General features: G+C 67.9%; 15 protein-coding genes. All 15 read left to right on the plus strand.

The annotated features are described in order from the left end of the window. The first annotated feature begins 166 nt into the window (after positions 1-166). A complete protein-coding gene (locus HZF05_RS09830; RefSeq protein ID WP_160365884.1) occupies positions 167-460 on the plus strand; it encodes a plasmid stabilization protein in 294 nt (97 codons plus the stop codon). Continuing rightward, positions 457-2,751: an FdhF/YdeP family oxidoreductase gene (locus HZF05_RS09835; RefSeq protein WP_160365885.1), complete on the plus strand. Its 2,295-nt coding sequence runs from the start codon at positions 457-459 to the stop codon at positions 2,749-2,751. The genes HZF05_RS09830 and HZF05_RS09835 overlap by 4 nt, the downstream gene beginning before the upstream one ends. Beyond that, positions 2,751-3,314 (plus strand): flavin reductase family protein, encoded by a 564-nt coding sequence (locus tag HZF05_RS09840; RefSeq protein WP_160365886.1) that lies wholly within the window; start codon positions 2,751-2,753, stop codon positions 3,312-3,314. The genes HZF05_RS09835 and HZF05_RS09840 overlap by 1 nt, the downstream gene beginning before the upstream one ends. 84 nt (positions 3,315-3,398) lie before the next feature. After that, the gene (locus HZF05_RS09845; RefSeq protein ID WP_160365887.1) at positions 3,399-4,031 is read left to right on the plus strand and encodes a cytochrome c3 family protein; all 633 of its coding nucleotides are present in this window, start codon (positions 3,399-3,401) and stop codon (positions 4,029-4,031) included. A gap of 13 nt (positions 4,032-4,044) precedes the next feature. After that, entirely contained in the window at positions 4,045-6,810 is a 2,766-nt protein-coding gene (locus HZF05_RS09850; protein WP_160365888.1) for a 4Fe-4S binding protein, read from the plus strand. Further along, positions 6,807-8,150 carry an NrfD/PsrC family molybdoenzyme membrane anchor subunit gene (gene nrfD / locus HZF05_RS09855; protein WP_160365889.1) on the plus strand — a complete coding sequence of 448 codons (1,344 nt, stop codon included), beginning with the start codon at positions 6,807-6,809 and terminating at the stop codon, positions 8,148-8,150. The genes HZF05_RS09850 and nrfD overlap by 4 nt, the downstream gene beginning before the upstream one ends. Beyond that, entirely contained in the window at positions 8,147-8,662 is a 516-nt protein-coding gene (locus HZF05_RS09860; RefSeq protein ID WP_160365890.1) for a DUF3341 domain-containing protein, read from the plus strand. The genes nrfD and HZF05_RS09860 overlap by 4 nt, the downstream gene beginning before the upstream one ends. Positions 8,663-8,712: 50 nt before the next feature. Continuing rightward, the gene (locus tag HZF05_RS09865; protein WP_220129787.1) at positions 8,713-9,135 is read left to right on the plus strand and encodes a c-type cytochrome; all 423 of its coding nucleotides are present in this window, start codon (positions 8,713-8,715) and stop codon (positions 9,133-9,135) included. Further along, a complete protein-coding gene (locus HZF05_RS09870) occupies positions 9,132-10,055 on the plus strand; it encodes a hypothetical protein (protein WP_160365892.1) in 924 nt (307 codons plus the stop codon). Before HZF05_RS09865 ends, HZF05_RS09870 begins: the two co-directional genes overlap by 4 nt. Continuing rightward, positions 10,052-10,342: a hypothetical protein gene (locus HZF05_RS09875; protein WP_160365893.1), complete on the plus strand. Its 291-nt coding sequence runs from the start codon at positions 10,052-10,054 to the stop codon at positions 10,340-10,342. Before HZF05_RS09870 ends, HZF05_RS09875 begins: the two co-directional genes overlap by 4 nt. After that, positions 10,342-11,130 carry an SCO family protein gene (locus tag HZF05_RS09880; protein WP_160365894.1) on the plus strand — a complete coding sequence of 263 codons (789 nt, stop codon included), beginning with the start codon at positions 10,342-10,344 and terminating at the stop codon, positions 11,128-11,130. The genes HZF05_RS09875 and HZF05_RS09880 overlap by 1 nt, the downstream gene beginning before the upstream one ends. Then, positions 11,120-12,049: a cytochrome c oxidase subunit II gene (gene coxB / locus HZF05_RS09885; RefSeq protein WP_160365895.1), complete on the plus strand. Its 930-nt coding sequence runs from the start codon at positions 11,120-11,122 to the stop codon at positions 12,047-12,049. Before HZF05_RS09880 ends, coxB begins: the two co-directional genes overlap by 11 nt. Beyond that, a complete protein-coding gene (ctaD, locus tag HZF05_RS09890) occupies positions 12,046-13,713 on the plus strand; it encodes a cytochrome c oxidase subunit I (protein ID WP_160365896.1) in 1,668 nt (555 codons plus the stop codon). Before coxB ends, ctaD begins: the two co-directional genes overlap by 4 nt. After that, the gene (locus tag HZF05_RS09895; protein ID WP_160365897.1) at positions 13,710-14,330 is read left to right on the plus strand and encodes a cytochrome c oxidase subunit 3; all 621 of its coding nucleotides are present in this window, start codon (positions 13,710-13,712) and stop codon (positions 14,328-14,330) included. Before ctaD ends, HZF05_RS09895 begins: the two co-directional genes overlap by 4 nt. Further along, positions 14,330-14,614, plus strand: a complete 285-nt coding sequence (locus HZF05_RS09900) for a hypothetical protein (protein ID WP_160365898.1) — start codon at positions 14,330-14,332, stop codon at positions 14,612-14,614. Before HZF05_RS09895 ends, HZF05_RS09900 begins: the two co-directional genes overlap by 1 nt. Positions 14,615-14,619 lie beyond the last annotated feature (5 nt).

Genomic DNA, 14,619 nt, shown 5'->3' on the forward strand with positions numbered 1-14,619 from the left:
GTTGCTGACTGCGGAAGCTCCGCAGGTCTGATTGGGCGATCAAGCGGCATAAACGGCGCCGCCGGTGGGCCCGAGAACCAAGTCCGCGCGTTGATTCCGCTGCCCTTTGAATAGCGGACATTCTTCGGGCGCTGGACGTTGGGGTGAAAACGAGAGGAGAGCCGCTGTGCCCCAGGGCGACAAGAGCAGTTACACGGACAAGCAGAAACGCCGGGCCGAGCATATCGAGGAGAGCTACGAGAAGCGCGGCACGCCCAGGAAGGAGGCCGAAGCGCGCGCCTGGGCCACCGTCAACAAGGAAACCGGCGGCGGGAAGAAGTCCGGCTCAGGCCGCGGCAAGCCCGAGAATCGCAGCGCTTCGTCACGTGGTGGCAAGGCGCACAAGTCCGGCTCGGCGGAGCAGCGTTCGACCGCGGCCCGCAAGGGCTGGGAAACCCGCCGCCGGAATGGCAACGCGTGACGAAGCAGCGCGACGACGATCCGCAGATCGAGCCGTTCGAGGGACCGGCCGGCGGCTGGGGGTCGGTGCGCTCGCTCGCGGACATCTTGCCGCGCGAGCATCTGGGGCCGGAGGGCTATCGCGAACTCGCCCGCCAGAACAAGCCGGATGGCTTCATGTGCGTCAGCTGCGCCTGGCCCAAGCCCGCCGACCATCACCCGGCCGAATTCTGCGAGGAAGGTGCCAAGGCGACGGCCTGGGAATTGACCCGCTATCGGACCACGCCCGATTTTTTTGCCGAGCACACGCTAACCGAGTTGCGCGGGTGGAAGGATTACGATCTGGAGCAGCATGGTCGGCTGACCCATCCGATGCGCTACGATCCTGCAACCGACAAATATGCCGCGGTGGGATGGAACGAGGCCTTCGACGAGATCGGGCAGGAACTGAAGCGCCTCGATCCCAAATCGGTGGTTTTCTACTCCTCGGGCAGGACCAGCCTCGAAGCCTCCTACATGTACGGGCTGATGGCGCGCATGTTCGGCAACCAGAACCTGCCCGACAGCTCCAACATGTGCCACGAATCCACCTCCGTGGGACTGAAGGCCGCCATCGGCGTGCCGGTCGGCACGACGCAGCTAAAGGATTTCGAGGAGACCGACGCGATCTTCTTCTTCGGCCAGAATGTCGGGTCGAACGCGCCGCGCATGCTGCACGATCTGCGCGCGTGCCGGAAGCGCGGCGTCGAGATCGTCACCTTCAATCCGCTGAAGGAGCGCGGGCTGGAGCGCTTCACCGATCCGCAGAATCCGATCGAGATGGCGACGCTTCGGGAAACCGCGATCTCCACCCAATATCATCAGCTGCGCGCCGGAAGCGACATCGCCGCGATCATCGGCATCTGCAAGTTCCTGATCGACTGGGACGATCTGGCCAAGGCCGACGGCGATCTGCCGGTGCTCGATCACGATTTCATCGCGCAACACGCCACGGGTTTCGAGGATTTCGCCGCCGCCGTTCGCAAGACCGCCTGGGCCGACATCGAGCGCGAGACCGGGCTCGCTCGCGAGGAGCTGGAGGCATCTGCCCGGATCTATGCCAAGGCCAAGGCGGTGATGGCGATCTACGGCATGGGCATCACCCAGCACGTCAAGGGCGTCGAGAACGTCCGGATGATCGTCAACCTGCTGCTCCTGCGCGGCAATGTCGGCAAGCCGGGCGCCGGGCCGACTCCGGTACGGGGACACAGCAACGTCCAGGGACAGCGCACCGTCGGGATCACCGAGAAGACCGAGCTGGTTCCGGTCGAGAGACTGGAAAAGCAGTATGGCTTCAAGGCGCCGCGCGAGAAGGGCCTCGACACGGTCGAAACCTGCCGGGGCGTGATCGACGGATCGGTGAAGGCGGTCGTCGGCCTCGGCGGCAACTTCCTGCGTGCGGTGCCCGAGACGGAAGCGATGGAGGCGGCATGGCCGAAGCTGGATGTCTCCGTCCAGATCGCGACCAAGCTCAACCGCAACCATCTCTTCGCCGGCAAGGAAACCTATTTGCTGCCCTGCCTCGGCCGGATCGAGCAGGACATGCAGGCGAGCGGGCCGCAGGCGGTCTCCACCGAGGATTCGACCAGCTGCATCCACGGCTCGCGCGGCAAGGCGACGCCTGCGAGTCCGCATCTGCTGTCCGAGCCGGCGATCGTCGCCGGCATCGCCAGGCGGATCCTGCCCCCCAATCCGAAGGTGGACTGGGAGGCCTGGGTCACGGACTATTCCACGATCCGCGATGCGATCGAGGAGACCTATCCCGCCATCTTCAAGGATTTCAACCAGCGCCTGTTCACGCCCGGCGGCTTCTGGAAGGGCAACAAGGCGGCCGAGCGCATCTGGGAGACACCGAGCAGGAAGGCGGAGTTCCTGGCGCCCACCGACATTTCGGCGGCGGGGTTCGGAGAGGCTGCCGGCCGCTATCGCCTGATGACGCTGCGCTCCAACGACCAGTTCAACACCACGATCTACGGCTATCACGATCGCTTTCGCGGCATAAAAGGCACGCGCGACGTGCTGCTCATGCACGAGGCGGATATCGCCGATGCCGGGCTTTGCGAAGGTCAGGTCGTCGCGCTGGAAAGTGATGCGGAGGACGGCGTCCACCGTCGCCGGGACGGCCTGATCGTCACGCCGTACGACATTCCGCGCGGGTGCCTCGGCGCTTACTATCCGGAGGCCAACGTCCTGATGCCGGTCGAGCACTACGCCGAGGAGAGCCACGTGCCTGCCGCCAAGTCCGTGCCGGTGCGGATCGCTGCGACCACCTGATGGGCCGGAAGGTCGATCTGCCGGTCCATCGGGCGCGGGCCTATCTCGAACCCGGTCCGGTTCTGCTGGTCACCTCCTGCCACGAGGGCGAGCGCAACGTCACGACGATGGGCTGGCACATGGTGCTGGAGTTCACGCCCTCATTGGTGGGCTGCCTGATCTCCGCGGGGAATCACAGTTTCGAGCTTGTGCGCCAGAGCCGCGAATGCGTGCTGAACCTTCCGACGATCGGCATGATCGATACCGTGGTCGCCATCGGCAACCGGTCGGGCCACGATCATGACAAGTTCGCGGAACTGGCGCTGGAGACCGAACCCGCCACCGAGGTCGCGGCCCCGTTGCTCGCCGATTGCCATGCTCATTTCGAATGCCGTCTGGCCGACGACAAGATGGTGGACGACTACAACCTGTTCCTGTTCGAGATCGTGAAAGCGCGTGTCGCGCCGCGGCCGAAGCATCCCAGGACCATCCACTATACCGGCGACGGTGTGTTCGTGGTCGCAGGCAAGGTGGTGAGCCGGCGTAGCGATTTCCGTCCGGCTCTCTTGGGCAACGGGCGTTAGCTGACCCTTGGGGTCGGGAAACCAATCGTCGCGAATGCGTTAGGCTGGGCGAGGGGACACGCTTCCAAGGGGAAGATCGACGGCTTGGCGCAGCTATTCCGCCCCGGAGCGAACAGCATCGCGCGGATCGCGTTGCTGGCGCTCATCCTCTCGCCGCTGGGGCTCGTCGCCGTCATCGTCCTCCAGCATACCGGCTACATCACCGGGCAGGACCGCTTCGTCGAGCAGACGGTGCCGTTCAGCCACAAGCATCATGCCGGCGAGCTCGGGATCGATTGCCGCTTCTGCCACGTCGGGGTCGAAACCGACGCGAAGGCGACTGTCCCGACCACCGAGGTCTGCATGACCTGCCATTCGCAGATCTGGACGAACGCTGCGATGCTGGCGCCGGTGCGCGACAGCTTCGCGAGCGGCCGGCCGCTGGTCTGGTCGCGGGTCAACCGGCTGCCCGACTATGTCTATTTCGATCATCACGTGCATGTGAACAACGGCGTGCCCTGCGCGGCCTGCCACGGCGACCTGCGCGCCATGCCGCTCACCGCGCAGGCGAAGCCGATGACGATGCAATGGTGCCTCGATTGCCATCGCGATCCGGAGCGGCGGCTGGTGCCGCAGGACCGGATCACGCTGTCGCGCCCCTACGACCCGCCGATCCCCCCCACGAGCTCAAGCGCATTCACGCGCATGTGCTCGGGTTGCACCGGACGCGGCGCCTGACGGATTGCTCGACATGCCATCGCTAGGCGACCCTCCCTTCGTCGAGCGGCGCGAGGTGCTGCGGCTGATCGCGGCGGGCGCGGCGGCGAGCCTGGCGGGCTGCTCCAAGCCCGATCAGCCGATCGTCCCGGCGGTCGAGGACAAGGACGGCGACCGGGCCGGGCGGACGCGCCGCTATGCGACGACACTCACGCTCGCCGGTTATGGCCGCGGGGCGACCGCGCTGGTGGTCGACGGGCGACCGATCAAGCTGGAAGGATCGGCACGCCATCCGGCCAGCGTCGGCGCCACCGACCTGTTCGTCGAGACGGCGATCCTCGATCTCTACGATCCGCAGCGGCTGCGCGCGCCGGTCGGGCCGGACGGGATCGGCGGTTGGTCGATGCTCGAGCGCGCTCTGGTGTCGCGGCTGGCCGGCTCGAATGGCGAGGGCACGGTGCTGCTCACCGGCCGCGTGACGTCGCCGACCCTGCTCGCGCGGATCGCCGAGGCGCGTCAGCGGATGCCGGGCCTGCGGCATGTCCGCGCCGAGGCGATCGACGACGATGCCGAGCGCGAGGGCACGCGGCTCGCCTTCGGGCGGCCGTTGACCATGCGCCCGCGCCTGGCCGAGGCGGACGTGCTGGTGCTGCTCGATGCCGATCCGTTGGGGCCGGGGCCGGACCAGATCGCCTTCGCGCGCGCCTGGGCCGACCGGCGGGGGGCCAGGGGCAAGCCGCAGCGCACCTATGTCGTCGAGCCGTCACTCACCCAGTCGGGCGTGTGCGCGGATCGTCGCGCGGCGCTGCATCCGGCGTTGATCGGCAATGCCCTGCTGGCTATCGCGGGATCGCTCGGGGCCGGAACATCCGGCCCTGTCGAGCTTCCGCCCGAGGCGGCCAGGGTGGTCGCCGCGATGATCAGGGATGTTCGCGGTGCGCAAGGCCGCGCCATCGTGATGGCGGGGCGCGGCCAGCCGCCGCAGGTCCACGCGCTCGCCGCTTGGATCAACCATCGGCTCGCGGCGCCCGTCGACTGGATCGAGCCTGTCGATCCCGATCCGTCCGGTCATGTCGAAAGCCTCGCCGACCTGTCGCGCGACATGGCGGCGGGCCGCGTGTCCACGTTGCTCGTCCTCGATGCCAATCCCTTGCTGTATGCGCCGCCGGCGCTGGGCTTCGGCGATGCGCTGAAGCGGGTTCCGCTCAGCGTCTCCTTCGCGGCCTTCGCCGACGAGACCGCCATGGCGACCCGGTGGCGCGCCCCTCTGGTTCACGCGCTGGAAAGCTGGGGCGATGCGCGGGGGCCGGACGGCACCGTCGGTCTCATCCAGCCGATGGTGAAGCCGCTGTTCGGCGGCCGCAGCGGGCTGGCGGCGATCGCCATGATCGATGCGGCCGGGCCTCGCCTCGACGACCATGATCGCGTCCGCCGCCAATGGCAGGCGACCGACGACACACACTGGCGCGACCTGCTCGTGGCCGGCGTCGTGGAGGGCATGGCGGCGAAGCCGGTCGAGGCCGGCGATGCAAAGCTGGTGATGCCTCGGCCATCGTCCGCGCCGCCCCCGATGGTGGTGACCCTGCCGCCATCGGCGACCCTGTGGGACGGGCGCGGCGCGACCAACGCGTGGGCGCAGGAATGCCCGGATCCTATCACCCGGCAGGTCTGGGGCGCGGCGCTCCGTATCTCTCCAGCCGATGCGCGGCGGCTGGGCGTGGCTGATCAGGATGTCGTCGCCTTCGCGGGTCTCACCGCGCCTGTGAAGATCGTCGAGGGGCAGGCGGATGGCGTGGCGACGCTGCCGCTCGGCCACGGACGCACGGCGGGCGGACCGATCGCCACCGCGCCCGGAACCCTCGGCCCCGGCACCGACGGCTATCGGCTTCGCGGCGCTCATGGCGGCTGGGTGAGCCGGCCCGTAACGCTCGTGCCGACCGGCGACCGGGTCCACACGCCGCGCAACCAGCGCGATTTCGAGCTCGATGGCGAGGCGGCGTCGCTCTATCCCGTGCTGCAACCGGGCGAGGCGGTCCGCAAGGCACCGCCGCAAGCCTCCCTGCTGGGAGAAGGCCCGCCACCGCTCGCCGACGCACCGCAATGGGCGATGGTGATCGACACGTCGGCCTGCATCGGCTGCAACGCCTGTGTCATCGCCTGCCAGGCGGAGAACAACGTGCCCGCCATTGGGCCGGAGCAGATCGGCAAGGGACGCGACATGCACTGGCTGCGCGTCGATCGCTACGAGCATGACGCGGGCGGCGGTTACCAGCCAGTACCCTGCATGCAGTGCGAGAAGGCGCCCTGCGAGCCGGTCTGCCCGGTCGAGGCGCCGGTGCACAGCGCCGATGGCCTCAACCTCCAGGTCTACAACCGCTGCATCGGAACGCGCACCTGCCAGGCCAATTGTCCCTACAAGGTGCGGCGCTTCAACTTCCTCGATTATGCCGGCGCCGATCTGTGGGGCGATCTCGATCCCGCGCCGGTGAGCGCGCAGCGGAACCCGGACGTCACCGTCCGCGCCCGCGGCGTGATGGAGAAATGCACCTATTGCGTGCAGCGGATCGAGGCGGCCAAGCATGAGGCGGATGCCACCGGCGCACCGCTGGGGACGCCTGTCACCGCCTGCCAGTCGGCCTGCCCGACGCAGGCGATCCGGTTCGGCAATCTCGCCGATGCGGGATCGGACGTCGTCGAGCAGCGGCGGGATCCGCGTCACTATGCGCTGCTGGAGGAGCTCGGCACCCGGCCGCGCACCACCTACCTCGCCAAGGTCCGCAATGCCGGAGACGAGGCATGAGCGACGCCGCGCGCTGGCTGCTGCCGTCGATGCACGACCATCGCGCGATCACCGATGCGATCGCCGGACCGCTCGTCGAGGGGCGGGCGGGGAAGCGCTGGTGGATCGCCTTGCTCGTCTCGCTCGGCCTAGCCGGGGTCGGGGCGCTCGCGACCGGCATCTCCTTCGCCTACGGGCCCGGCATGTGGGGCAACAACTCCGCCGTAGTGTGGGGCTTCCCGATCGCCAATTACGTCTGGTGGATCGGCATCGGCAACGCCGGCACCCTGATCTCCGCGCTGCTGCTGCTCACCCGCCAGAAATGGCGCAACGCGATCAACCGCTTCGCCGAGGCGATGACGATCCTCGCCGTCTCGATCGCAGGGCTGTTCCCGATCATCCACCTCGGCCGGCCCATATATTTCTACTGGATGGCGCCTTACCCGAACACGATGGACCTGTGGCCGCAATGGCGATCGGCTCTGGTGTGGGATTTCTGGGCGATCCTCTCCTACCTGCTGTTTTCGGTAATCTTCTTCTATCTCGGCCTGATCCCCGATCTCGCGACCTTGCGCGACCGGGAGGGGCCGCGCCGCTGGCGGCGCATCTGGGGCGCCTTCGCGCTCGGCTGGCAGGGGACGCCCGCCCAGTGGCGCGCGCACCAGCGCCTCCAGCGCACGATGGCGGTGATCGCGACGCCACTGGTCTGCTCGGTCCACTCGATCGTCGGGCTAGACTTCGCCGCCTCCTTGATGCCCGGCTGGACCGAGAGCGTCTTCCCGCCTTATTTCGTGGTCGGCGCCTATTTCTCCGGTTTCGCGATGGTTCTGCTGCTGGCGCTCGTCATCCGCCATGCGCTGGGGCTGGAGGCGATGATCCGGCCCGCACACCTCGATGCCTGCGCGAAGATGCTGCTCGCCGCCGGATCGGTGATGCTGCTGGCCTATGGCAGCGAATGGCTGTCCGCGCTGTGGACGGGCGAGGCGGCGGACCTGCGCTTCATCAGGTTCAGCTTCACCGGCCCCTATGCGGGCCTCACCTACGGGATGATCCTGGGTAACTGCCTGCTGCCGCAGCTGTTCTGGAGCCCGGCGCTCAGGCGCTCGGTGCCGGTGCTGGTGATCGTCGCGCTCGGCGTGCTGGTGGGCATGTATTTCGAGCGTATCCTGATCCTCTGCAACACGCTGTCGATCGGCTACGAGCCCGCCGCCTGGACGCTCTATGTGCCGACTGCGATCGATTTCTTGATCCTCGCGGGCACCGCCGGCCTGTTCGTTTCCGCCTTCCTCCTGCTGTCGCGGGTGATCCCGCTGGTGCCGATGTACGAGATGCGCGAGCTGGCCGAGGAGGCGAGGGCATGACCGCGCTCGCGCTGGCCAGCTTCGCGCGGGAGGCGGCGTTCCGCGCTGCGGTGGCGCGCGCGGGAGAGGACAAGCGCCGGATCGTCGGCCTCTGGTCTCCCTATCCGGTTGAGATCGAGGAGATCGGCAAGGAGCCGGCGGCGTCGATCCCGTGGATCGCCTGTCTCGGCGGGCTCGGCGCGGCGATCCTGTTCTATGCCTTCATCTGGTGGACCGCGACGCAGGCCTATCCGTTCGACAGCGGCGGGCGCCCGCTCCATTCGTGGCAGGTCTTCCTGATCGCCCCGATCGAGCTCGGCGCGCTCGCGGCCGGGATCGCCGGCATGGCCGCATTTCTTATCCGCGCCGGGATGACGCGCCTCCACCATCCGGCCTTCGATATCGACGAGGTCGAGCGAGCCTCGTCCGACCATTTCGTGATCGCGCTCTCCTGCGATGAGGAGGAGGGCGGTGATGTCCTGGCGCTGCTGGCCAAGGCGGGGGCGGTGCACAGCCGCCTCGTGACGCGATGAGGGTGGCGTGGCTCGCTTTGCTGCTGCCGCTAGGCGGATGCGACCTGTCGATGACTCGGCAGACGAAACATGGGGCGCAGAGCGGCGACACGCTGTGGCCGGGAGGTCCGGCGGCCAGCGATTCCGCGCCGGACGGCACCGTGGCGCAGGACCAGCCGGATCGCGATGCCGCGCTCGCGACGCCGCCTGCCGTGAGGCCGGTCCTGCTGGCACGGGGTCAGGAGCAATATCGGATCTTCTGCACGGCCTGCCACGCGGAGGACGGCGGTGGCGGGGGGCGGGTGGTCGCGCGGGGATTCCCGAGGCCCCCGGCCTTCGGCGCGCAGGATCATCCTCGCAGGACAGTCGACGTGATCACCCGCGGCTCCGGCGTGATGTATCCCTTTGCGGACCGTATCGAGCCCCAGGATCGCTGGGCGATCGCCGCCTATGTCGAGGCGCTCAAGCGGCTGCGTGCGGAGAAGGGCGCGTGAGGGCCGGCGCCCTCCTTGCCTCTTTCGTCGGCGTGGTCCTGCTGGCGTGGCTGGCCATCATCGATCCGGCCGCCGCCGCGGACGGCTGGCGGGCTGCATTCCTGCTGCTGAGCGCGGTTCCCGTCGGCGCCGTCGTCCTGCTGCTGATCGCTCGCGTGGTGGGCGCGGACTGGGAGGCGGCACTCCAGCCACTGCTCGGGCCGCTGCCCTGGCTCGGTTTCCTGCTGATCCCCGTGGTCGCGGGGCAGGCGCTGTTCCATTGGCCGGCGGGCCATCTCCATATCTGGCTGTCGCCGCTGGCCTTCGCGATCCGCGCGGCTTTCGCGCTGTTGTTCTGGACATGGACGGCGAGGGCGCTCGCCTGCCGGCCATCGGTGCCGGCCGGCCCGCTGTTGCTCGCGCATGGGCTGGTGGTGTCGGTGATGGGCTATGACTGGCTGCTCGGCGTTATGCCCGGCCAGCCCAATTCGGCCGCGCCGATGATCCTCGCGGTCATGCAGATCGGCGGGGCGGCGGCGTTCGCCTGTGCCGCAGGGCTCGGCACCCCGGCGCAGCGCCGCGATCTCGCCTATCTGATCGTCGCAAGCGGGCTGGGGCTAGCCTATCTGCTCTACATCGATTTCGCGATCGTCTGGTTCGGCAACCTGCCCGCGCATGTTGGCTGGTACGTGCAGCGCGGGATCATGCCGGCCGCGTTGCTGCCCGGGCTTGCCCTGGCATTGGGACTGCTCGGCCCGATCCTGCTGGTCGGCATCGGCCGCAGCGAGCCTGCGCGCCGGCAGGCCGGCCTGCTCGCGCTGCTGGGGCTGGGCCTCACGATCGTCTGGGTAGCGGCCGGCCCGACCGGATGGCTCGGCCTGCTCGCAGCGTTCGCCGGCGTCCTCGCCATCGGTGGACTGGCGCGGGGAGCCGTCGCATGAGCCAGGACTATGAAGGTTGGGACGTCGATCCCCGTCCGGCGATCAAGGGGCTGGCGCTGTTCCTGATCCTGCTGCTGGCGTTGGTGATCGGCGCGGCGCTCTTCTACAATCACCGTTATGCGCCCCGGACCCGCCCGGATCCGCATCCCTTCCCGCAGCCCGTGCTCGAGACCATCGACAGCGCGCCCGACGACCGGAATCCGGTGGCGCCGACCCAGCCGCCCGCCGGGATCGACCGGGCCATGGCCGAGGTGGCGTCGGACGGCAATGCGGTGTGGAACCAGTGATGCGGATCCTGCTCCTCCTGCTGGCGCTGTGGGCATCGCCAGTTCGTGCCGCGCTCACCCCGGCCGAGCTCGCGGGCGTTGGAGCGACGCCGCCGGCAGGGGCGAGGCTTCCGGCCGGGCTCGCCTTCGTCGATCAGGCGGAACGTCCCTATCGGCTCGCCAACGGGCCGGTACCGACGGTGCTGCTGTTCGCCGATTACAGCTGCCGCCATATCTGCGGTCCGGGTATCACGCTGACGGCCGGTGCGCTCCACGATGCCGGGCTGACGCCGGGCCGCGACTATCGGATGATCGTGATCGGCCTCGATCAGGATGGCCCGGCGCTCGCGGCGCGGCTGGCGACCGATCGCTTGCGGGGCCTTGATGCGGAGCGGTCGGCCATGGCCCTCCTCACCGGGTCGCCGCCGACCATCCGGCAGGCGGAAGCGGCGCTCGGCTATCACGCCGTCTACGACGCCCAGGCCGATCAGTTCGCCCACGACGCGGCCATCTACGTATTCGGTCAGGCGGGCCGGTTGTCCGCCCTGCTGGCGGAAACCGCCTCGACCGCGCCACAGCTCGCAGCCGCGATCGCAGGCGCGCGGCAGGGCGTCGTCTATGCTCCGCCGGCTCCAAGACCGGACGACAGTCTCGCCGGGCGCATCAGTGCGATCTGCTACGGGCTGGCGAGCGCGCACGGCGTCTATGCCGCGCCGATCGTCCTCGGCCTTCGGATCGGCGGGGTACTCATCTGCGTCGCGCTCGCGCTCTTCCTGATCGGTCATCGGAGGGCGCGCGATGCTGCCTGAGGCTTCGACCCTCGCGCCTTCCGTGGACCGCATCTTCTGGGGCCTCGTCGGCCTCAGCGTGCTGATCATGGCCATCGTCGGCGGGCTCGTCTTCGCCTTCGCGATCAAATACCGGCGCGGCACCGACGCCTATCGCGGCCCGCTGCCGGAATGGATGAGCCGCGAGGTCGAGATCGGCTGGACGGTCTCCACCCTTTTTGTCGCATTGTTCGTCTTCTGGTGGGCGGCGGCGGCGCAACTGCCGCACTTCCTGCTGCCCAAGGATGCGCTCGAGATCCACGTCGTCGCCAAGCAATGGATGTGGAAGGTGCAGCATCCCGAAGGCGTGCGCGAGATCGACGCGCTGCACGTGCCAGTGGGCGTACCGGTGAAGCTGGAGATGACGAGCCAGGATGTCATCCACAGCTTCGGCGTGCCCGCCTTCCGCATCAAGCAGGACGTGCTGCCGGGCCGGTACACCACCACCTGGTTCGAGGCGAAGGAAGTGGGTGACTATCATCTGTTCTGCACCGAATATTGCGGCACCGATCATGCCCGGATGACCGGCACGATCACCGTGATGCAGCCCGAAGCCTATGCGCGCTGGCTCTCGGCGCAACCGCATGGCGAGGATCTGGCCGGAGAGGGCGGGCAACTCTACACCGCGCTCGGCTGCTCCGCCTGCCATGGCGCGAATGCGCGGGTGCCTGCGCCTTCGCTCGCCGGCCTCTACGGATCGCAGGTCGTGCTGACGGATGGCAGCCGTGTCACCGCTGACGAGGATTATCTGCGCGAAAGCATCGAGCGACCCGAGGCGAAGGTGGTGGCGGGCTATTCATCGACCATGCCCGCCTACCAGGGTGTGGCCAGCGAGGAGCAGGTGGTGGCGCTCGTCGCCTACATCAAATCGCTCGACGACAGGCGGAGCGCGGCGCGATGAAAGTAGACGATACCGGCCTGCTCGCCCGCGAGCCCGACGAGACCAGCTATCTGACGGCGGGCACGACGCTGCGCTCCTGGCTGCTGTCGACCGATCACAAGCGGATCGCCATCCTCTATGCGGCCTCGATCACGGTGTTCTTCTTCATCGGCGGTGCGGCTGCGACGATGATCCGGCTGGAACTGTTCACGCCCGCCGGCGACCTGACGACCGCCGACGAATATAACCGCCTGTTCACGCTGCATGGCGTGATCATGGTCTGGTTCTTCCTGATCCCCTCGATCCCGGGGACGCTGGGCAATTTCCTGCTGCCGCTGATGGTCGGCGCCAAGGACGTCGCCTTCCCGCGCCTCAACCTGATGAGCTGGTATCTCTACGTGACCGCCGGGCTGTTCACGCTGGCGGCGTTGCTGCTGGGTGGGGTGGATACCGGCTGGACCTTCTACACGCCGCTATCGACGCTCTATTCGAACAGCTACGTGCTCCTGGCGGCGTTCGGCATCTTCGTGGTCGGCTTCTCGTCGATCGCGACCGGCATCAACTTCATCGCGACGATCCATCTGCTGCGCACCAAGGGCATGACCTGGATGCGGCTGCCGCTCTTCGCCTGGGCGATGTACGCGACCAGCCTGGTCATGGTGCTGGCGACGCCCGTGCTGGCGATGGCGTTGCTGCTGATCTGCGGCGAGCGGCTGCTCGGGCTGCCGATCTTCGACCCGAGGGTGGGCGGCGACCCGGTGCTGTTCCAGCACATCTTCTGGTTCTACAGCCACCCGGCCGTCTACATCATGATCCTGCCGGCGATGGGTGTGGTCAGCGAGATCATCGCCTGCGAGGCGCGGCGGCGGGTCTTCGGCTACCAGTTCATGGTCTACGCCATGCTGGTGATCGCGGTGATCGGCTTCCTCGTCTGGGGGCATCACATGTTCGTGGCGGGGCAGTCGCCCTTCGCCAGCATGATCTTCAGCTTCCTTTCGTTCGTCATCGCCGTGCCGAGCGCGATCAAGGTGTTCAACTGGACGGGCACGCTCTATCGCGGGCGCATCCGCTTCTCCGCGCCGATGCTCTACGCGCTGGGCTTCGTCGGGCTGTTCACGCTGGGCGGGCTGACCGGCCTCTTCCTGGCGTCGATCCCGGTCGACGTGCATCTGTCCGACACCTATTTCGTGGTGGCGCACTTCCACTACATCATGGTGGGCGGCGCGGTGTCGGCCTTCTTCGGCGGGCTGCACTTCTGGTGGCCGAAGATTACCGGGCGGCTCTACAACGAGAATTTCGCGCGGTCGGCGGCCTTGTGGCTGTTCTTCGGGTTCAACTTCACCTTCTTCCCGCAGTTCATCCTCGGCTATCTCGGCATGCCGAGGCGCTATCACGAATATCCGCCCGAATTTCAGGTGTGGAACGTGATGTCGTCGACCGGCGCGGTGGTGCTGGCGGTGGGCTATCTGATGCCGCTCTTCTACCTCGGCTACTCTTTGCTCCATGGCGAGCGCGCCGGTGACAATCCGCGCGACGCGACCGGGCTCGAATGGACCACCTCCTCGCCGCCGCCCCAGCACAATTTCCACGAGCCGCCGGTCGTGCGGAGCGAGCCCTACGCCTATCATGATTGGGACGAGGCACCGGGCGACGCCGACGAGACGCCACAGACGGATCCCGCATGAGCAGCACGCCGATCCTGGTCGAGCCGTTTGAGGAGCCCGAGCGGCAGCGCGAGGCGATGGTGTTCGGGCTCTGGCTGTTCCTGGCGACCGAGATCCTGTTCTTCGGCGGTTTCTTCTTCCTCTATGCGGTCGCGCGGATGCAGGATCCGGTCGGCTTCGCGAAGGGTGCCGCGCGGGCCAACCTGCTGCTCGGCACCGTCAACACGGTGCTGCTGATGACGAGCAGCGCCACGCTCACCGTCGCCGAACGCGCCGCGCAGGCGGGCTGGATGCGCGGCGCGCGCGGGGCGATCCTCGCCACGCTCGCGCTCGGCACGGCCTTCCTCGCGGTCAAGGGCTTCGAATATCGCGAGGATCTGTCGGAGCATCTTTTTCCAACGTCGCCCGCTTTTCCTTTCTCCGGATTGGTCGGCGCGACGCGCTTCTGGTCCTTCTACTGGTTCGTGACGATCGTGCACGCGATCCACCTGACGATCGGTCTCGGTTGCGTGGCGAGGCTGCTTCGGCTCGATCTGCCGCGGCGGTGGATGGTGGCCGAGGTGACGACGCTCTACTGGCATTTCGTCGACATCATCTGGCTGCTGCTGTGGCCGCTATTGTATCTGGTGGGACCCTGATGGCGGGCACATCCGAACAGCGGACCATCGTGCTGGGCGCGATCGGGATCTGGGCGGCCCTGTTCCTGCTGGGCGCCTCCAGCCTGGCCTATGCGCTGATCCCGGGCCTGCCGCTGAAGCTGCCGGCCGCGCTCGTCGTGGTCGTCCTTCAGGCCGCGCTCGTCCTCGGCGGTTTCATGCGGCTGGGCAAAGCGAGCGCGCTGGTCCGCACGACGGCCCTCATCGGGATCGTCTGGCTGAGCTTCCTCTTCATGATGTCCTTCGCCGACCTCTGGACGCGCTAAGGCAC

This window comes from Sphingomonas chungangi, assembly GCF_013778325.1.
Lineage (GTDB): Bacteria > Pseudomonadota > Alphaproteobacteria > Sphingomonadales > Sphingomonadaceae > Solisphingomonas > Solisphingomonas chungangi.